The organism is Heyndrickxia sp. FW510-T9, assembly GCF_058781025.1.
Window position 1 is genome coordinate 24,955 of record NZ_JBYSWK010000021.1, and the last position, 19,753, is coordinate 44,707.

A 19,753-nucleotide genomic window follows, 5' to 3' on the forward strand; every position below is an offset into this window, starting at 1 on the left:
GAGCGGGGCGCCGTGCCCATCGGCGTACGAATGAGTGGCATTTGAAGTGTAATTTCACCGAGTGAAATTGGCACATGAATTTCACTGGATGCCCGCTTATCATAGGGAAGAGACAGAGAAATCCGCTAGCCTACGGCTGCTTGCGCTAGACATAGATAAACCAGTTAAATAATTGATATGATAAAAAACTTATACTTTCATATAAATAAGTCAGGTGATACATATGTTAAAGGAAGTTTGTGTTGAAAACTTTACCGTCATTCCTGAGGCTATTGAACGTGGTGCGGATCGCATCGAACTATGTGATAACCTTTCTGTTGGAGGGACGACTGTAAGTCACGGGGTAGCTGCTAAAGCAATCCAGTATTGTAATAATAAAAATGTAAACATTATGGCTATTGTTAGACCAAGGGGTGGAAACTTTATTTATAATGATGAAGAAGTGGAAATCATGTGCTACGATATCCTCCATCTCAAGAAATTAGGAGTGGATGGAGTTGTCATTGGCTGTCTAAATAAGCAAGGTTGGATAGATGAAAAAGCTATGTACCGTTTGCTAGCAGCTGCTGAGGGGTTAGATATTACTTTTCACATGGCATTTGATCATATTAAATATGAGCTTAGGATAGATGCGATTGATTGGCTAATTGATCAAAAAGTAAGCCGGATATTGACTCATGGAGGAACATCGGAAACATCCATTGAGGAAAATCTTACTGAACTTCAAAAATATATTACGTATGCATCAGACCGAATCATCATTATGCCTGGCGGGGGTATAACGGATAAAAATCTAGAGTTTGTTGCCGTGAATTTAAAAGTAAGAGAAATACATGGAACAAGGATTTTGGGAGTTTTTTAACTACAAGGCTTTGTTAAAATAATATTGTTGTCTCTCATACAGCCTTATGTGTACACGTTCACTAAAGTTAATCAAGCCGTTCACGCGTACACATAAGGCTGAAAATCATCAATAATCATTAACAAAGCCAACTACAAAAAAAATAACACCAAGGTGTTAAAAATGAAAAAGCATAGTTAATAAATTTCTTTTTTTAATTTTTGCTACTTCTTCTATTTTATTGGATCTGACTCGACTGGCATGTTCTGATTCCGTACTGATATCTGTTAGTTTGTTTTCTAAAAATTCAACTCGTGAATGAAGTCGCTTAACCTCATTTTCCAGATCCTCTATTTCTTTTCGATGAGTTAATAATTGGTAAGAAACTACCTTGTCTGCCTTTTCATTTAGCTTTTTTTCCAAATCTTTCACTCTTTGCAGAAGTGTTTCGGTAGCTGGAGCCTTTGACCTGATTACCGTTTTACCTTTGCGGACTATATTAGTGGGGACCACGATATCATGAAGAAATGTACCATTTTGAATTTGTTTTTGAATTTGCTTTAGAACAATAATATCCTCCTCCTGAAAATCAAAATGCCCAAGTTCATTACGATTCGTCTCAAGATCCAATTCTTTAATCCAGCGTTTTAAAGTGCTTGGTGAAATCCCAAGTAAATTTGCTACAGCTTGCGTATTCAAGAATATGCCCCCTTTTCATTTTGCTAATAGATGCTACAGGGCGGCTGTATTATGGAGGAAATACGGAGCTCTGTAATTATCTATTTACACAAAGTATTCTCCCTAAAAATTTAGATTCCTTTCCATGTGACAAAACAAGTACTGCTTCGGCAAAGAAAGTGTGGTTCCTATTTTATTTTTAGGGAGATGTCGAAAAGTGTGTGGTGCCTGACACCATTTTTATTTCTTTTGATCTTTCTTAGTGATCTCGCTGCGAATATTTACCTCTTTAGAGAACTCAGTGTTTTGTTTGTTATTTGGATATTTGCTTTTGCGTTCGCGGTTGTCGTTTTTGTTTGTCATGATTGTGGATCCTCCTTTCTAATCTATATTTTGTGTAGACAGGTAGTTTTTATAAGGAAAAATTTTGGACGCATGATACAAAAAAGGCACCAAGCATTTCAATGAGACGAAATGCTTGGTGCTTATTTTTCTTGAAAAATAGCAGAATGTCTATTCTTAAAAGAATGATTTGTCCGAACGATGTACTGCTGCCATTTACTGACTAGTATGATAGCTGGTAAGGCAATTTGCGGTGATGACAACGGAAAGTCCAAAATGCCTGTCAAGCCAAGGATCGGTAATGAGAATAAAAACCAATCAAATATGCTTTTACTGCGATTATATTTAAGCAATTTTAAGAAATGATACATAAAGAAGGCGGTAATACCAACAAACATTACTCCGGATAATATCCCGAAGTCTGTAAAAATGGCTAAAAAGATATTATGTGCATGTGCAGCATGATGTCCGGTTTGGTTAAGATATTCTTCCGGAAATCCAAGTGGCGTTAGGCCAAAGTTTGGATATTCTTTAATTAATGAAATACTATTTTTCCAAATAAAAATTCGAGTAGCTAAATTTTTGAAAATATCATAGTTTCTTGGAATAAAGTGGTATAGCCAAAACCCATTCACTACAATAAATCCAACCATGGAAAGGGTCCATTTCCAACTTATTCTGAATAAGAAAATTCCAAACAAGAATACCATTACCCCAAATCCTGACCGCGATCCTGTCGCAACAATACCAGCGATAAGGAAGACTAGAAAGGTGCAGTAAATAAGGATTCGTTTGTAGACTTTTGCTTTCAAGGCTTTTAAAAGTTCCGCTAGTAAAAATCCCATTGCAAAAACTAATAAAAAAGCTGAGTAATTTGGGTTATAGGCAGATCCATATAAACGATTATGACTTAGAAATCCTAATAATTGACTTCCTGTTAAATAGCCAAAAAGTTTATTGGTCCATCCTGTTCGAAATAGCATTAAACTAATTATGCCAAACAAAAATTGGTAAACTCCACCAAAAATAATAACCCAACTGAAGTATTTCAACTGAGTCACTTTATTCTGGTTCATACTATACAAATATACGCCGTAAAAACCTACAATACTTAATGAAACGGTCAGATAGCTCCATTGTTGTTGCTGTAATGCCGCTCCAATTGTCGATAAAAATGTTATAAAAAAGAAGATAGTGATAATATCAAAAGGAATTCCTCTAGATCCTTTTAGTACTCGAAGAATTTCTCTTCCTCCGAGTGTAAGCATATATAAAATACCTATTGGTGGAAAGACAATTATTAATGCTAATGCAGTAGCCAATGGTTGTTTTCGAAAGTAATGGAATAGATTATTCCTTATTTTCTTCATAAAAGTCTCCTTTCCTTTGAAGTAGTAACTATAAACGTTTTTACTTAATTTTTGCTTAAGGAATTATTAAAAATGGATGAGAAATGGAAATTGACAATATAAATAAGTTTGAAAATAAAAATATTTTCACAATTGTTTTTAAATTGAATATCATGGAAAAAATGATGATTTTTTGGTGTGTTTTGTAATAATATTAAAAAGTTGCATTAGGGAAAAAGTTGTTTACAAGGTAAATTAATCGTGATATTATCATTATATAAAAATGAACGAATCTAATTTTTTTACATTAATTTTTGCCCTAAGGAAAATTACTTTCTTTTGTGCAATTAAAAAGGAGGACCTTTTATGAATATGCATGTTGAACGGCCAAGTGAAGAACGTGGTTGGTTGAAAAAAAGTTCAAATGTAAGTCTAGAAGAAGTAAATAACTCGGTTAAAATTCCAACAAAAGCAAGTACTTGGCGGAAATTTCTTGCTTTCGTTGGACCGGGATCATTGGTTGCTGTTGGTTATGTTGACCCAGGCAACTGGGCTACTTCTATAGCTGGTGGAGCACGTTTTGGTTATACATTGCTGTCAGTTATTTTAATATCCAATTTAATCGCTGTTTTACTTCAAGCATTATCAGCAAAGCTTGGGGTTGTAACAGGTAGAGATCTGGCACAAGCAACAAGGGATGCAACAGGGAAGAAAACAGCTTTTTGCCTTTGGATTTTATCCGAACTTGCTATTATCGCAACGGATTTGGCAGAGGTTATTGGTTCAGCCATTGCATTGAATTTACTGTTTGGAATTCCGTTATTAATCGGTATTTTGATTACCACTCTGGATGTTTTGCTTCTATTATTACTACAGCAAAAAGGATTTAGGATTATTGAATCCATTGTAATTGTATTAATGACAACTATATTTGTTGTTTTTGCCTTTGAAGTGATTGTTTCAAAACCGGAAATATCTGCTCTGTTAGGTGGTTATGTTCCAAAGCCAGAGATTGTAACAAATCCAGAAATGTTGTTTATTTCATTAGGAATTTTAGGGGCAACAGTGATGCCTCACAATCTGTATTTGCACTCTTCCATCGTCCAAACACGCCAGTATAAGCGTAATAGGGAAGGGAAGAAAGAGGCAGTTAAGTTTTCATTGTGGGATTCAGCTCTTTCGTTAACCGTTGCGTTCCTAATTAACTCTGCTATCTTAATTCTTGGGGCAGCTGCATTTCATGGAACTGGCTTGAATGTATCCGAAATTGAAGGAGCTTATAAAATGTTGAGCCCAACAGTAGGAGTGGGGATTGCAAGTACATTATTTGCGGTTGCATTACTTGCTTCCGGGCAAAACTCGACCATTACAGGTACATTAGCAGGACAAATCGTGATGGAAGGGTTTATGAATTTAAGAATTGCACCTTGGCTACGTCGTCTTATTACCCGATTACTTGCTGTTGTTCCGGCTTTTATAGTTACATGGATAGCTGGTTCAAGAGGAACAGGTGAACTATTATTATGGAGTCAGGTTATTCTAAGCTTGCAACTTCCATTTGCGGTCGTTCCATTAGTAGTGTTTACTAGTGATAAAAAGAAAATGGGAGAGTTCGCAAACCGCATGTGGCTGAAATCTTTAGCCTGGATATGTACAGCTGTTATTATCGTATTGAACATTTTCTTAGTCGCTTATATTTTCATCACAGGTCATGATTTAGGTTAATGAACAAATGCGGAAGCGCCTTGCTCATCGGCGTACGGATTTCGTAGTCTTCGACTGAGATAAAGGAAACACGGCGAGGGACGAGTCGATGTTGACTTATCGTAGGGAGGAGACGTAGAAATCCGCTAGCCGATAGGCGCTGAAGCTAGACGAAGACAACTTGTACAAAGGGTTATCCACAGTGTGAAACTTTATAATTTCCTAAAGCAGAACAAAAGTGGCATGCACCGTCCGAAAATCGGAACGGTGCATGCCTTTTTTATGTTGCCTGACACCATGTGAATGGCTTCACAGGTTTTGAGAAACAATAGATTTGTCAACGTGGCTGCGACAAAGTTAGCTTTCTTCTTTATTGAATGCGGTATCATTGTCCTTTACCATAATATTATACTATCTTTTATGAAGGGGAGAGAGCAAATGGCTCAGTCTAATATTAAAGTTGCAGTTCAGAAGTTTGGTAACTTCTTGAGCTCAATGGTAATGCCGAATATTTCCGCTTTCATTGCTTGGGGCTTGATTACAGCACTCTTTATTCCTACTGGTTTCGCTCCAAATGAAAGCCTTGCCAAAATGGTTGGCCCAATGATTACGTACTTATTGCCGCTACTCATTGGATATACCGGTGGTAAGTTGGTACATGATCAACGTGGAGCCGTTGTTGGTGCAATTGCGACAATGGGGGTTATCGTAGGTTCAGATATCCCGATGTTTTTAGGCGCTATGATTATGGGGCCTATTGGTGGTTATGTCATTAAGAAATTTGATCAACTAATCGAAGGAAAAGTTAGAACCGGTTTCGAAATGCTAGTGAACAATTTCTCTGCAGGTATATTGGGAGGAGCGCTTGCTATTGCGGCATTTCTTGGAATTGGACCTGTCGTAGATGTTATTGCAAAAGGGCTCGAACATGGTGTAGATTGGTTAGTTGCTACTGGGTTACTTCCATTAACTAGCATTATCATCGAACCTGCCAAAATCTTATTCTTAAACAATGCAATTAACCATGGTGTATTGTCGCCAATTGGTGTTGAGCAAGCAAAAACAGCAGGTAAATCCATTCTATTTTTGCTTGAAGCAAATCCTGGACCAGGTATCGGTCTATTGTTAGCTTATTGTATTTTTGGAAAAGGAACAGCAAAAAGATCGGCATCAGGTGCTGCCATTATCCAATTCTTTGGCGGTATTCATGAAATTTACTTCCCGTATGTATTAATGCGTCCAATGTTATTCATCGCTGTTATCCTTGGCGGTATGAGTGGTGTATTCACATTAGTGCTTTTAGGCGGTGGATTAATTGCACCAGCTTCACCTGGTAGTATCATTGCTGTTTTAGCGGTTACACCGCATCATGCAGGTACGTATATTGCCAATATTGCCGGTGTATTAGTTGCTGCTATTGTATCCTTTGTTGTTTCATCCTTAATTTTAAAAACAAGTAAACAAAAAGATGAAGACATTGAAGAAGCGGCAAGAAAAATGCAAGAAATGAAAGGCAAAAAAAGCTCAGTAGCTGGTGTCTTTGCAGCAAACCAAGGAACACTACCTGAACATGTAAGTAAAATTGTATTTGCGTGTGATGCAGGAATGGGATCCAGCGCCATGGGGGCATCCCTTCTGCGTAAAAAAGTAAAGGAAGCAGGATTAAATATAAATGTAACGAATACAGCTATTAGCAACTTGCCTCCTGATGCACAAATTGTTGTGACACAAGAGGAGTTGACGCCAAGAGCACAGAACAAGCTTCCAAATGCGTATCATATATCTGTTGATAATTTCTTATCAAGTCCAGAATACGACAAATTAATCGATCAGCTAAAAAATGGCGATACAAATGAGCTAAAGGAAATTGTGGAAGAAGCGGAAAATAATGCTCCAAGACCAGAGGATATTCCCAATGGAAATGACGGACTGTTATTAGAAAAAAACATTTTCCTAAATAAACAATTTGCAAATAAAGAAGAAGCTATTCGCTTTGCAGGTAGAGCTTTAGTAGATTCTGGTTATGCAAAAGAGAGCTATATCGATGCGATGATCGCACGCGATGAAATGACTTCTACTTATATGGGGAATGATGTCGCAATTCCACATGGTACGGAAGAAGCGAAAAAAGATGTGCTACAATCTGGCTTCACCGTATTGCAAGTGCCAAATGGCGTTGATTTTGACGGCAATAAGGTGCGTTTAATCTTCGGTATTGCTGGTAAGGATGGCACCCATCTTGAAATCTTATCTGGAATTGCAGTGACATGCTCTGATATGGAAAACATTGAAAAGATGGTTAATGCAAAATCAGCAAAAGAAATTATGGATATAATCAATAATAAATAAGAAAAGCGCAAGCGCCTTGCTCATCCATGAGCCGATAGGCGCTGGAGCTAGACAAATATAGAAAAGCGACAGGATCCCTGCGCTTTTCTATTTGTAGTGTAAAATGTGGTGTCAGGAACCACGGTGCCTGACACCACAAAAAATATTTCCTGAAATGAGGGTGTTGTATGTTTATTACCTCAAGGGAAAAAGCAATCATCGAATTGATTATTAAAACATCCGGGAGGCATACGGCTTTTTCTATTGCTACTTTTTTAAATGTAAGTGTCCGAACGATTCAACGGGATTTAAAAGCAATCGAAAAAATTTTAGATCAATTTCACCTTCAATTAGAGCGAAATTCAAATGAAGGTTTAGTGATAGAAGGGAAAAATGAACAAATTTTTCGCCTTGTTCAGCATCTAACCGGGAGTCATCCAGTGGACCAAACGCCACAGGAAAGGAAACTACTGCTACTTTTAACTTTATTGAAAGATGTAGAATCCTTCAAAATACAAGCTTTAGCGACTGAATTAGGTGTTAGTATTACTACCTTAACTACTTATCTCGATGAATTAACGGAATGGCTAAAAAATTTCAACCTTGAACTTACCCGTAAACGCGGAGTAGGGGTAGAATTTCATGGAACAGAGGAAGATAAGCGTAAAGCATTAGCAAGCTATTTCTTGCTTTATTTTAACGAGGATTTGATTGAAAGCTTATTTTTGCTGGAAAAGGGAAAAGGATTCAAAGAGAAGATTCTGCATTTTTTTAATCCAGATTATTTGTTGGATATTGATGTGCTTGTAAACGATACACTGACTAACAGGCATGCTCGGCTGGCGGACAGTGATTATATCGGACTGATTATTCAAATATGTATTACCGTGCAAAGGATAAAAGATGGATTCCTAATGGAAAAGGAAAGCAGTTTTTTCAATGAACAATCAGAAGAATATGTTTTGATGAAGAAAATATGCAGTAAGTTGGAAACATCCTTTTCCATTCAGTTTACCTATGCTGATAAACGCTTTTTAGCCTCCATATTAAAGGGATCCAAGTTTCAGGAAGTGGAAACTGTTCCGTATGATAGTGTTGTATTGGGACAAATGATTAAAAATATGATCCAATATGTTTCGTCGCAGCTCCATGTTGATTTAACAAGGGATTTTTCCTTATTTCAGGGACTTGTTTCCCATTTAGAGCCATCACTTTTTCGAATAAAGCAGAATATGGGACTATTCAATCCATTAACCGAAGAGATAAAACGAAAATATCCAGTTCTTTTTCTAGCTGTTAAAAATAGTGTTGAAAAGGAATTTAAAGATATTGAGCATTTTCCAGAGGATGAAATTGCCTTTATTGTTCTTCATTTCGGGTCCGCACTCGTCCTGCGAGAAGAGGAAATGATGATTAAAGCTGTAGTGGTTTGTCCAACCGGTATAGGAACCTCGAAAATGTTGGCGAGCCGGATCAAAAAAGAGATATTGGAAATTGATTCGGTAGAAATTAAATCAATGAAAGAAATTCAAAGTCAGGAAATCTTACTGTCATTTGATGTCATTATTTCTACCGTCCGATTACCATTTATCCGAACGGAATACGTTTTGGTCAATCCACTTCTAAGTGTAGATGATATAACAACAATCAGAAGCTTTTTGCAAAAAAATATCGGGAACTTAACCAAGAATAAAAAATATACAGGAAAAGCGGTTCCTCGTGTATCAAGAAAAGCAAATCCAACATTAACGGACTTATTGCAAGAATTAAAGGATATTGAATTAAGCATCGAATCTATTATGCAGCATTTTCGCGTTTTTCGTAACCTCAGAAAGAATGGATACAAAGAGATTATGCAAGAAATGCTAAGAATTGCAGAAACGGAAAATCTAATCGAAAATGCAGAAAATGTAATGGAAACATTATTGGACAGAGAAGAAAAAGGCGGTCTTGGTATTCCTGACACTGGCATGGGCCTTTTCCATTGCCGGAGCGAGTATGTTCGTCGACTTATTTTTCAAATTTCCCACTTAGACAAGCCTTTTATCGTAAATGGGATGGACGGGAATGAGATGCCAATGAAAAGTCTGTTGTTAATGCTGGCGCCTGAAGATATAAGCTCGAGAGAACAAGAAATGATCAGTTTACTAAGCACGAGTTTAATCGAAACAAAAGAATCTATCATTATTTTTTCATCAGGAAATGAAGATGCTATTCGCACAAAGCTGGAATCCATCTTTTTAGAGTATCTTCAAACAAATTTATTAAAGGAATGATTGGAATGAAACAAGTAGTTCATTTTGGTGCAGGGAACATAGGAAGAGGATTTATCGGTGCTCTTTTTTCGCAATCCGGTTATCATGTAACCTTTGTGGATATTGCTGATCAAGTGATCGACGGGCTGAATGAAAAAGGTCAATATCAGGTAAAATTAGCGACTGACGAGCAGGAATCAGTGACCATTTCAAATGTTTCTGGTTTGAATAATATAAAGCAAGAAAACGAAGTAGTAGAAGCCATAAAAGGCGCAACTTATTTAACCACTGCAATAGGTCCAACTATCTTGCCGCGCATTGCTCCTTTAATTGCAAAGGGCCTAACGGAAAGAGTAAAATCAAACGATGAAAAATTATATGTGATTGCCTGTGAAAATCAAATTTCTGCAACGGATTTGTTAAAAGGTTATGTGTTTGAAAACCTTGATGAAGACACAAAAGCGGAATTAGAAGGTAAAGTGTACTTTTTCAATTCTGCCGTTGACCGTATTGTTCCGATTCAAAATAATCAGGGTTCCTTGGATGTACTGGTGGAGCCTTATTATGAATGGGTTGTGGAAACAAAGGAAGATATACCACCAGTTGAGGGCATGAAAATAGTTGTGGATCTTGCCCCATTTATTGAACGGAAACTATTTACGGTAAATACTGGTCATGCGGTAATTGCCTATCTTGGATATTTAGAAAATAAATCTACCATCGATCAAACACTGGCAGATGAAGCGATTGAGAAACAAGTGAAAGCGACCCTAGGTGAAACAGGTGCTTATTTAATCATGCAATACGGCATAAATCCGGAAGAACACCAGCAATATATGGATAAAATCATTCATCGCTTTAAAAATGTTTATTTGAATGATGGAGTTACAAGAGTAGGTCGTTCACCAATTCGCAAGCTTGGCCCAAATGATCGTCTTGTTCGTCCTGCAACAGAGGCAGCAAAAGCTAGCCTTTCCTACACAAATCTTGCAAAAGCGATTGCAGCAGCACTGCTCTTTGATAATAAGGAAGATGAAGAGGCGGTAAAACTGCAAGAAATGATTCAAAAACATGGGGTTAAGCATGCGTTGAATGAAGTGAGCGGGTTGGCTGAAAATAGTGAGATTACTTTAGAGGTTTTGCGTCATTATGAGAATTTGAAGAAGTAATCTATCTAATGAACACATTGAGATTTTTTTGTCATGTAAAATCTCAATGTGTTTTTTTTATGGATAATAAATCCTGTCAGTGTAACGGTATTAATTCTTAAAATTAGCTAATAATACCATTAAAGTAAAAATAGTAAGGATGCGTTTTTTGTGACTTCAAAAAAAAATGCTCGACGTCCCATTGCTAACCTTAGTATTTGGGGAACTACATATATACATCAGAGAAATCCTTATATTGTTGCTTTATGGTCTGTTACCTTTCCGGGCTATGGACATCTATTGTTACATAAATATTTGCGGGGATTTGCATTAATTATTTGGGAAGTATATATCAACCAAGTCTCCCATTTGAATCTTGCCATGGTTTATTCGTTTTTAGGAAAAATTGATCAGGCAAAAGAAACGCTAAATATTAATTATGTTTATATGTATATCCCACTTTACTTATTTGCCATTTGGGATAGCTATCGAACAACGGTAGAACTCAATAACTTGCATACATTATCGGAAAAAGAAAACCCTTCTGTTAGAACAATGTCTGTACAGCCATTTGAAATAAATTACTTAAGCAAAAGAAGTCCAATAGTAGCTATTTTCTGGTCTATGACTATACCTAGTGTCGGACAATTATATCTTCATCAAATTTTATCTGCGGGCTTCACACTTGTTACCATTGTCGTATTTAATTATTATTCTCATTTAATCGAAGGACTTCACTATTTATTATTGGGGAATATTCCAAAATCAACGAAAGCTTTGGATATACAATGGTTACTATATGTCCCCTCGTTATATTTCTTTACCATTTATGAAACATATATGAATACAGTAGAAAATAATAAATTATATGAAGCAGAACAAAGAAACTATTTAAAGAAGCATTATCAACCTAGCAGCTTTAAGATTAAGAAAGGAGTTAAGGTGAAGTAAATGCAGATTTTTGCAACGTTTGATCATTCTGTTCATGTAGAATTAACTATTGCAAAATTAGAAGAAGCCGGATTCCGTAATATTTTCGCTGTACCACTAGATAATCCACCGATGAAACCAAAATTGTTCGATTCGCTTCATCGCTCGGATGGAGAATCTCTAATAAATACAGGAATTTTTCTTGCTGTTATATTATCCGTAATAATGGCAAGTAGGGGGTTCGAATTAAAATGGGGTCCTATCTATTGGGGACTTATTGGTGCAGGTACAGGTCTTATCGTTGGTTTTTTGATAGATTGGCTGCAAATCAAAAGAAAACACAAAAAGCAGATGTTAAAAAAAGGGAAAATATCTGAATTAATACTGATTATTGAATGTCAGGATGAAGATGGAAAGCAAGTAGAGAAAATACTTTGGGATAACTTAGCCTTTGGTGTAGCAAAGATAAAAACTTTAGGTTGATCTTTTTACATTTTATTTGTTTTTAGAAGTTGCACGGGCAAAAAGTCCCGATTCGTGCAGTTCCTTGCAGATTTCGTGCAGTTCAACCTTACTTTTGTGCAGTTGATTGCTGCTTACATGCGGTTCTACTATCATATCGTGCAGTTCATACTTATCCCAAGTGGCCAACCTATTTTCTTAAGATATACCATTTTTAAATCTCTTAAAAAACTTATTATATGTGTATCACCACTTCGGAAGATACAACCACAGATCATTTTTGGAAATCACCAATTCACTTTATGTAAAATAACCAATAGACATAATTATCTACTGGATTTTTGTTATATTGTCTCAAATGAACAACCACTATTAATCAAGTTCTTGCTGACGTGAGAGCATTGAGAAGTATCGTGTTACGAAATCATAAAATAATTTCTCAGAAGGAGATAGCCCCCTGGATTTAGGACTAATCATCCCAACTGTTCTGCGGACCTTAGTTTGACGGATTTGTTTTACTAATGTCCCACTCGGCACATTTTCCATAAGTGTAATTTCAGGTAGCAGCGTAACACCCATCCCTGAAGAAACTAAGCATTTAATTGCATCCAAATCTTCTCCTTCAAAAGGAATCTTTGGATGAAAGCCAGATTGAAGACAAGCCTCCTCTACAATCTTGCGAAGAATAAACCCTTTTGGAAACAGAACAAATGATTCGTTTGCAAGCTGATGAAGGGAAAGAGTATTTTCACTTGCTAGTGGAAGCTCTTTATGGACCAGGGCGACAAATTGTTCCACAAATAGAATATCTGTACGAATGTCAGGATCTCGTGTTGGCACAGGACCAATGAAGGCAAGGTCAATTTCTCTTCTTTTTATCCCTTCTATTAGAAAATCATATGATCCTTGCCGTAAATGAAAAGTTATATCTGGATGTTCTTTTTTAAAAGCTGTAATGATCTGTGGCAATGTATTACTAGCTAAACTGGACGGGAAACCGATTCGGATCATACCTCGTTCAGGATCTAAATATTCGTTGATCAATTCTTTGGCGTCATTGATAGCATTTACTGCAACGGCTGCCTTTTCGAAAAAAAATTTTCCAATATAGTTTAATTTAATATTTCTACCTTTTCTTTCAAAAAGCTGTACCCCTACCTCTTCCTCTGAATTTCTAATTTGTCGACTTATTGCTGATTGGGAAATATGAAGGTTGTCAGCTGCAAGAGACATATGCTCTTGTTTAGCAACTTCTATAAAATACAACAATTGTCTTAATTCCATATGTTTCCTACTATCTCATTTTGATATAAATAATATATTAAATATATATTGTTAATATGAATATTTAAAAATATTATATTAATATATAAAAAAGTCCTCTCATTCATACTCAATTATAGTAATAAAGGAGAGTCACAGCATGAAAAAAATCAGCTTAGGTTGGCAAATTCTCATTGGACTTGCTCTTGGTATTATTATTGGGGCTTGTTTTTTTGAAAATCCAGTTTTGCCAACTATCTTAAAGCCAATTGGCGATATATTTCTTCGACTCATTAAAATGATAGTCGTTCCTATAGTTGTATCTAGTTTAATTATCGGCGTATCTGGTGTAGGAGACATGAAGTCTCTTGGGAAAATTGGCGGTAAAACCCTTCTATATTTTGAAATCATTACGACGATTGCCATCGTAGTTGGTTTACTTTCCGCAAACATCTTTCATCCAGGTACAGGAATCGATAAATCAACCCTAGCCAAATCCGATATTTCAAGTTATGTGAGTACAACGGAAGCGGCAAAGAGCCATTCATTTGTGGATACTATTGTGAACATTGTTCCTACCAATCCGGTTCAAGCATTAGTAAATGGTGATATGCTAGCAATCATTTTCTTCTCTGTTCTTTTTGGATTGGGAGTTGCGGCAGTAGGAGAAAGAGGAATCCCAGTTACGAACTTCTTTAAGGGTGTAGCAGATGCTATGTTCCACGTTACAAACCAAGTAATGAAAGTTGCACCGCTTGGTGTATTTGCTCTAATTGGTGTGACTGTATCAACATTTGGAATCACTTCTTTATTCCCTTTAATTAAATTAGTTACGGTTGTTTATGGAGCTATGATCTTTTTTATTTTAGTTATTTTAGGTTTAATAGCAAGAATGGTAAAAGTTAATATTTTCAGGTTACTCCGTTATTTAAAAGATGAATTAATTTTGGGCTATTCTACATCGAGTTCTGAGACGGTTCTTCCGAGAATTATGGAAAAAATGGAGAAGCTAGGATGTCCAAAAGCGATTACATCTTTTGTAATACCTGCAGGATATTCCTTTAACTTAGATGGTTCTACCCTTTATCAATCGATAGCGGCTATTTTCATCGCTCAACTTTATGGAATTCATATGAGTATTGGGCACCAAATTACGCTAGTGTTAGTCTTAATGATTACTTCGAAAGGGATTGCTGGTGTACCGGGAGTTTCATTCGTTGTCCTGCTTGCAACATTAGGAAGTGTTGGTCTCCCAGTTGAAGGCCTAGCTTTAATTGCAGGAATTGATCGAATTCTCGATATGGCTCGTACTGCAGTTAACATTGTGGGGAACTCATTAGCTGCTATTGTTGTTTCGAAATGGGAAGGGCATAAAGTGAAAGACCGAATAGAAAATCAGATCGTATAAAATGTATAGCAAGAATTGGCGAAAATACAATAAATTAGGATGGAACACTTGGATTATTCCAGGTGTTTTTCTGTTTCTTCATATACCAGCTATCCTTTTTCAAAAAAACGAAATTTCCATTATTAATGCAGAAGTGACTCGTCTTATTTTTGGGAAATAAAGGTTAATTAATAGGGATATTTGTTCATCGGAAAGTAGATAATATTAGTAAATTATGTAAGGGAACTTAATTTAATCTGTGAGGTAGAACAATTGAATAAGATTTTTTACAATGAAGTACGCCGCCCGAAAGCAAATATTTCCCCATTTTTAATAAATTACATCGAAGAACGGAATCCTTGGACAACTGTGTGTTGGTCCGCTGCCCTGCCTGGTGCTGGGCATATGGTTTTATGTAAATATTTTTCGGCTGTCATGTTGCTGTTTTGGGAATTTTTTATTAATGTCAAGGCACATATTAATGAAGCAATTTATTACTCTATGATAGGGAAATTCGAGATAGCCAAATCAACAATTGACATGCGATGGTTTCTTTTATATTCAGCTGTTTATATTTTTGCGATGTGGGATAGCTACAGTAAAACAATTGAAATAAATAAATTTGCACAATTAGCTGACCGAGCAGATGCACCAGTCATACCATTTAACATAGGAGCCTTGGAAATTTATTATCTTGAAAATCGTAAACCTTGGAATGGAGCATTATGGTCTTTTTTAAATCCTGGACTCGGTTCTATTTATAACAACAGACTTCCGACGGGGTTTTTTATCCTTATTTGTTTTATTATGACAGTATATTTTTCGAATGTATTACCTGCTATCCATTTGACTTTTGAGGGGAAAGCAGAACTTGCCAGTAAATCTATTAATATTCAGTGGTTTTTAAGTTTACCATCCATATTACTTTTCAGTATTAGTAGCTCCTATCAAGATATATTGTTTACCAATAAATTATTCAAAATTGAACAATCCAAATATTTTAATATCCATTATCAGCCGAAACATTACAATATGCCCGACAGGATAAAAAAGAGGGAATCTGATTCTATGCATATTATTTCAACATTTTACCATAGTGCCTTATTAGAACTTGCTCTAAATGATTTGGAGCAGGGGGGGATACCAAAAGAGAATATTTTTGTTGCTCCACTTGAAAAATATACTCCTAATTTTCCTGATCTTCCTAAAATCCAAAAGGAAGGTGCCAGTAGGTATGAATTGGCGTTTTTTTTAGGGGCAATTTTTATGCTACTTGGTGGTATTTATGGGTTTATTTGGTCTTGGGGCCCAATTATTTGGTCCCTGATTGGTCTTATTATTGGCGCGCTTTTGGGCATAATAATTTCTTTCCTTATTTATAAAGGCAAATGGTTTCAAAACAAAGTATCAACTGAAGTCGTTCTAATTGTGGAATGCGAAACAAATCAATCAGAGCTTGTCGAAAGAGTCCTGTGGGGACATAACGCACTTGGGATTTCAAAAAGCCTCTAGCCATTCATTTAATAATTGGAATATTAAAAGGCAAATGTTTAACCCTTAAAAATTTTTGATTGACCTGTTAACTTCATAAACAGGAATTTATTAGTGTAAACTGGAATATTATATTTAGGTTAATGTGTATTTTGGTGGATCTTATGTTTTGTTTTTTTCATATACAAGCAGTTATTATGGATAGAGATGGGGATGATCGAGTAATTTACCCTGAAAAATTTAAACGGTTTCCGAATGTTGCTGAATCAATAAAAAAACTGGAATTCTAATTTAGTGAAAACAGATAGCAGAGAAAAAACACTCCTAAAATTCGTGGATATTGATTTTTTGGGGATGACGATATAGCAAAATATAAATGAAGCTATTGTGTTAATAATGTCAAAGTAAATAGTAAGGAGTATTATAACATGTTTATCAAACTCACAAAGGAACAAAGACAATTAATGATATCTGAAATTCAGGACTTTTTTTTGCAGGAGAGAGATGAGGAAATAACGGAGTTTGCTGCAGAAACCGTTTTGAATTTCTTCAAAGATTCTCTTGCTCCACATTTTTATAATGCTGCACTTCAAGATGCAAAGCATGTAGTTGAACAGCAATTCTTATCACTTGAGGAAGAAATAGCAATGTTAGAACGTCCGACAAAAAGATAGGGTGTGAGAGTTAATGAAAAAGGTATTATTAGTTCCACATCAAGTAGATTTTGCTGATAAAATGTCTAATCTATCCTCAAGCCAACATGTGAAGGAAGCCTTAGGTTTAAGTGATAAACAGATCTCGCTTGAAGGAACCGTTGATTTCATCCGATTCATTCTGGAGGAGGAAAGGTTAGGAAAACAATATTTCAGAGTGATTATGAATGAGGATGCGGAATTAATAGGAGTTATCACATTAAAAGAGATAGACTACAAGAATAAGACAAGCCACATTGGAACTTGGATTGGTCATCCATATTGGGGGCAAGGCTATAATGAAATGGCAAAAGCGGATATTTTAAAAGATGCGTTTCTTAAGTTGGGTTTAAATTACGTTTTTGCCGGGGCGAGAATAGTAAATATTCGTTCTCAAAAAGCCCAAATTAAATTGCCATATATGAGTATTGGAGTGGAAAAGGAATTTCCAGAAGAACATAAAAAACTGGAAACACAAGAAGGGATACCATGTGTTTTAAATGTTGTTAGGAAGGAACGATTTCTAGATTGGTTAGAAAAATCTTGTGAGACATAAAATATATTGGTTTATTATTCTGTTGAATACTACTTTCTCCCTTTTCGATCAATTGCTATGATAGGAAGGGGGTGTTCAAATGCGTATATTGTTATATTTATTTATAGGTGTGGTCCCTAGTTTTATATTTGCTGGGACAAAAAGTATATTAATTGGAATTATCATTGGTTTACTAATATGTATTATCGATCTTTTAACTACACTGAATGAAAAGTTGGAAACTCTAAATTCTTCAACTATTAAGGAATCTAAATAGGGTATTTTCGTTATAATGTAGCACTAAAAGGAATACACTGAATCTAATGTAGAGATTACAGTGTTTTTTTTGTTTTCTGTTATGAGCTATATTTTTGGGGGATGAACAGTGTACTGTAATTCATCAGGTACATGAGTAATGAGAATAGGATTTTACAGCAATAAATTAAATTATCCATCATTGCTAGATAAATATGTTATCCTAATAAAAATAAATTACCATCCTACTAGAGGTGAAAAAAATGAGTGGAATCGTTGGTTATATTGGAAGGTCTTCGGCCGAGTCCATTCTTTTAGATTGCTTGACCCATTTAGATTACCGTGGCTACGATTCTGCAGGGATTGCGATATCTAATCAGGAAAAGATTGAGATTCGAAAGGAAACAGGTAGAATTGAAGATTTACAGGCACTGTTGGAAATGGAACCGATCATTAAAGGCAGTATTGGCATCGGTCATACAAGATGGGCATCACATGGATCGCCAACTATATCGAATGCCCATCCTTTAAGTGATGCCGAAGCGGAATTCTTTGTCGTTCATAATGGGATTATTGAAAATTATCGGCAATTAAAAAATGACCTGATAACAAAAGGACATGTATTTTCCACCGATACAGATACAGAAGTTATTCCACACCTACTCGTACAGTACGATACAGGTGTATTCGAAGATACAGTTCGTAAGGTATTGCCTTTGTTAAAAGGATCTTTTGCTCTTGCGATTATGTCCAAGAATCAAACTGATACGATTATCGGAATATCTCAGGAAAATCCATTGATTATTGGATTTGGGAATGATGAAGCATTTCTATCCTCGGATATATCTGCTCTTCTATCTTATACAAAAGAAATTTATCCAATTAAAAATGGAGAAATTGCCATTTTAACTTCCAAAGAAATTAAAGTGAAGACACTCGGTGGAGAAACTGTTCATCCGGAGAAAAAGATCATTGAGTGGACAGAAGATGACTTTAGTCTCCGTGAATATGAACATTATATGTTAAAGGAAATTATGGAACAGCCTAAGGCAATTAAAAACACCCTTGAGGGTCGCTTGACGGAAAATGGAGTGAACATACCGGAGCTTCTGTCACTTCTAAATGAACCATTTGACTATCGGAAAATTGATATTATAGCGAACGGAACCTCTCATCATTCCGGAATGATCGGGAAAAAGGTAATGGAGACACTGTTGGATATACCGGTCGAAGTTTCGATTTCCTCGGAGTTTCGTTATGAACACGGACATTTAAACGAAAAAAACTTAGTGATCGTTATCAGCCAATCTGGTGAAACAGCGGATACCTTGTCAGCCTTAAAAGAAGCAAAGCGACATGGTTGTACTACGATTGCGATTACAAATAAAAAGCGTAGTAATATCGCTAGAAAAGCAGACTATACTATTTGCACAAATGCTGGACCTGAACTAGCCGTTCCTGCCACTAAGGCATACACAACACAAATCATTGCATTGTATCTTTTAGCAATCGCTTTAACGGAAAAAACAAATGGCTATGGAATTGATCGTATTCCTGAAATGATAAATGAATTGCATCAGCTTCCGGAAGAAGTGGAAAAAACACTTATTATGACACAGGATGCAATTGATCAATTTGCTCAAGTAACAGAGGATCAGGATAGCCTCTTCCTTATCGGGCGTGGACTCGATTATGTTCTCGCCTTAGAAGGCGCACTCAAGCTTCAAGAAGTAGCTTATTTACATGCGGATGCATATGCAGCTGGTGAGATGAAACATGGGACGATGGCTCTCATTACACCAGGTGTTCCTGTTATTGCACTAGCTACTCAAAAACATCTCCGCGATAAAACAATTAGTAATATCAAGGAAATCAAAGCCCGTGATGCTTTTGTGGTTGGAGTAACAACAATTGGAGACGATGATGTTGGCGAAATTGTGGATGAAGTTATGTATATCCCAGAAGTCCATCCGTTTTTGATGCCGATCATTGCTGCTATACCATTGCAATTATTAGCTTATTATGCCGGAACTGTTCGTGGGTATAATGTTGATAGACCCCGTAATTTGGCAAAAAGTTTGACGGTGGAGTAA

17 protein-coding genes are annotated in these 19,753 nt (G+C 36.1%); 13 read left to right on the top strand and 4 right to left on the bottom strand.

Annotated features, from left to right (window positions below; translation table 11 throughout):
- Positions 1-223 precede the first annotated feature (223 nt).
- Complete coding sequence (locus AC3WJF_RS12330) at positions 224-862, top strand: copper homeostasis protein CutC (protein ID WP_492452561.1); 639 nt, start codon at positions 224-226, stop codon at positions 860-862.
- 156 nt (positions 863-1,018) lie between these two features.
- On the opposite strand, the gene AC3WJF_RS12335 is transcribed toward AC3WJF_RS12330, so the two are convergent.
- From AC3WJF_RS12335 to AC3WJF_RS12345, 3 genes are all read right to left on the bottom strand, one after another.
- A complete protein-coding gene (locus tag AC3WJF_RS12335) occupies positions 1,019-1,540 on the bottom strand; it encodes a MerR family transcriptional regulator (protein WP_492452563.1) in 522 nt (173 codons plus the stop codon).
- A gap of 219 nt (positions 1,541-1,759) precedes the next feature.
- On the bottom strand, positions 1,760-1,882 hold the full coding sequence (locus tag AC3WJF_RS12340) for a hypothetical protein (protein ID WP_492452565.1): 123 nt from the start codon (positions 1,880-1,882) through the stop codon (positions 1,760-1,762).
- 122 nt (positions 1,883-2,004) lie between these two features.
- Positions 2,005-3,231: an O-antigen ligase family protein gene (locus AC3WJF_RS12345; RefSeq protein WP_492452567.1), complete on the bottom strand. Its 1,227-nt coding sequence runs from the start codon at positions 3,229-3,231 to the stop codon at positions 2,005-2,007.
- 345 nt (positions 3,232-3,576) lie between these two features.
- Here AC3WJF_RS12345 and AC3WJF_RS12350 point away from each other — a divergent pair, with 345 nt between their 5' ends.
- The 6 genes from AC3WJF_RS12350 to AC3WJF_RS12375 all read left to right on the top strand — a co-directional run bounded on the left by AC3WJF_RS12350 (position 3,577) and on the right by AC3WJF_RS12375 (position 12,058).
- Positions 3,577-4,935, top strand: a complete 1,359-nt coding sequence (locus AC3WJF_RS12350) for an Nramp family divalent metal transporter (protein WP_492452569.1) — start codon at positions 3,577-3,579, stop codon at positions 4,933-4,935.
- Positions 4,936-5,352: 417 nt separating this feature from the next.
- Positions 5,353-7,263: a PTS mannitol transporter subunit IICBA gene (locus tag AC3WJF_RS12355; protein ID WP_492452571.1), complete on the top strand. Its 1,911-nt coding sequence runs from the start codon at positions 5,353-5,355 to the stop codon at positions 7,261-7,263.
- Positions 7,264-7,430: 167 nt separating this feature from the next.
- On the top strand, positions 7,431-9,518 hold the full coding sequence (locus AC3WJF_RS12360) for a BglG family transcription antiterminator (RefSeq protein ID WP_492452573.1): 2,088 nt from the start codon (positions 7,431-7,433) through the stop codon (positions 9,516-9,518).
- A gap of 5 nt (positions 9,519-9,523) precedes the next feature.
- Positions 9,524-10,666 carry a mannitol-1-phosphate 5-dehydrogenase gene (locus AC3WJF_RS12365; protein WP_492452575.1) on the top strand — a complete coding sequence of 381 codons (1,143 nt, stop codon included), beginning with the start codon at positions 9,524-9,526 and terminating at the stop codon, positions 10,664-10,666.
- 150 nt (positions 10,667-10,816) lie between these two features.
- Positions 10,817-11,596 (top strand): hypothetical protein, encoded by a 780-nt coding sequence (locus tag AC3WJF_RS12370; RefSeq protein ID WP_492452577.1) that lies wholly within the window; start codon positions 10,817-10,819, stop codon positions 11,594-11,596.
- Positions 11,597-12,058: a hypothetical protein gene (locus AC3WJF_RS12375; protein ID WP_492452579.1), complete on the top strand. Its 462-nt coding sequence runs from the start codon at positions 11,597-11,599 to the stop codon at positions 12,056-12,058. It begins immediately after the preceding gene.
- 351 nt (positions 12,059-12,409) lie between these two features.
- On the opposite strand, the gene gltC is transcribed toward AC3WJF_RS12375, so the two are convergent.
- Positions 12,410-13,321, bottom strand: a complete 912-nt coding sequence (gltC, locus tag AC3WJF_RS12380; protein WP_492452581.1) for a glutamate biosynthesis transcriptional regulator GltC — start codon at positions 13,319-13,321, stop codon at positions 12,410-12,412.
- A gap of 139 nt (positions 13,322-13,460) precedes the next feature.
- Between gltC and AC3WJF_RS12385 the strand changes: the two genes are divergently transcribed.
- The 6 genes from AC3WJF_RS12385 to glmS all read left to right on the top strand — a co-directional run bounded on the left by AC3WJF_RS12385 (position 13,461) and on the right by glmS (position 19,753).
- Positions 13,461-14,708: a cation:dicarboxylate symporter family transporter gene (locus AC3WJF_RS12385; RefSeq protein ID WP_492452583.1), complete on the top strand. Its 1,248-nt coding sequence runs from the start codon at positions 13,461-13,463 to the stop codon at positions 14,706-14,708.
- A gap of 252 nt (positions 14,709-14,960) precedes the next feature.
- Positions 14,961-16,199, top strand: coding sequence for a hypothetical protein (locus AC3WJF_RS12390; RefSeq protein ID WP_492452585.1), 1,239 nt, complete (start codon positions 14,961-14,963; stop codon positions 16,197-16,199).
- A gap of 407 nt (positions 16,200-16,606) precedes the next feature.
- Complete coding sequence (locus tag AC3WJF_RS12395; RefSeq protein ID WP_492452587.1) at positions 16,607-16,852, top strand: DUF2164 domain-containing protein; 246 nt, start codon at positions 16,607-16,609, stop codon at positions 16,850-16,852.
- 13 nt (positions 16,853-16,865) lie between these two features.
- Positions 16,866-17,426 carry a GNAT family N-acetyltransferase gene (locus AC3WJF_RS12400; RefSeq protein ID WP_492452589.1) on the top strand — a complete coding sequence of 187 codons (561 nt, stop codon included), beginning with the start codon at positions 16,866-16,868 and terminating at the stop codon, positions 17,424-17,426.
- Positions 17,427-17,505: 79 nt separating this feature from the next.
- On the top strand, positions 17,506-17,682 hold the full coding sequence (locus AC3WJF_RS12405; protein ID WP_492452591.1) for a hypothetical protein: 177 nt from the start codon (positions 17,506-17,508) through the stop codon (positions 17,680-17,682).
- 241 nt (positions 17,683-17,923) lie between these two features.
- Positions 17,924-19,753 (top strand): glutamine--fructose-6-phosphate transaminase (isomerizing), encoded by a 1,830-nt coding sequence (glmS, locus tag AC3WJF_RS12410; RefSeq protein WP_492452593.1) that lies wholly within the window; start codon positions 17,924-17,926, stop codon positions 19,751-19,753.

Excerpts from the sequence above, each read along its gene's own strand:
- AC3WJF_RS12355 (WP_492452571.1), top strand. The coding sequence starts at position 5,353 with ATGGCTCAGTCTAATATTAAAGTTGCAGTTCAGAAGTTTGGTAACTTC.
- AC3WJF_RS12340 (WP_492452565.1), bottom strand. The coding sequence starts at position 1,882 with ATGACAAACAAAAACGACAACCGCGAACGCAAAAGCAAATATCCAAAT.
- AC3WJF_RS12365 (WP_492452575.1), top strand. The coding sequence starts at position 9,524 with ATGAAACAAGTAGTTCATTTTGGTGCAGGGAACATAGGAAGAGGATTT.
- AC3WJF_RS12375 (WP_492452579.1), top strand. The coding sequence starts at position 11,597 with ATGCAGATTTTTGCAACGTTTGATCATTCTGTTCATGTAGAATTAACT.
- AC3WJF_RS12395 (WP_492452587.1), top strand. The coding sequence starts at position 16,607 with ATGTTTATCAAACTCACAAAGGAACAAAGACAATTAATGATATCTGAA.
- glmS (WP_492452593.1), top strand. The coding sequence starts at position 17,924 with ATGAGTGGAATCGTTGGTTATATTGGAAGGTCTTCGGCCGAGTCCATT.
- AC3WJF_RS12400 (WP_492452589.1), top strand. The coding sequence starts at position 16,866 with ATGAAAAAGGTATTATTAGTTCCACATCAAGTAGATTTTGCTGATAAA.
- AC3WJF_RS12385 (WP_492452583.1), top strand. The coding sequence starts at position 13,461 with ATGAAAAAAATCAGCTTAGGTTGGCAAATTCTCATTGGACTTGCTCTT.
- gltC (WP_492452581.1), bottom strand. The coding sequence starts at position 13,321 with ATGGAATTAAGACAATTGTTGTATTTTATAGAAGTTGCTAAACAAGAG.
- AC3WJF_RS12345 (WP_492452567.1), bottom strand. The coding sequence starts at position 3,231 with ATGAAGAAAATAAGGAATAATCTATTCCATTACTTTCGAAAACAACCA.
- AC3WJF_RS12350 (WP_492452569.1), top strand. The coding sequence starts at position 3,577 with ATGAATATGCATGTTGAACGGCCAAGTGAAGAACGTGGTTGGTTGAAA.
- AC3WJF_RS12405 (WP_492452591.1), top strand. The coding sequence starts at position 17,506 with ATGCGTATATTGTTATATTTATTTATAGGTGTGGTCCCTAGTTTTATA.
- AC3WJF_RS12360 (WP_492452573.1), top strand. The coding sequence starts at position 7,431 with ATGTTTATTACCTCAAGGGAAAAAGCAATCATCGAATTGATTATTAAA.
- AC3WJF_RS12330 (WP_492452561.1), top strand. The coding sequence starts at position 224 with ATGTTAAAGGAAGTTTGTGTTGAAAACTTTACCGTCATTCCTGAGGCT.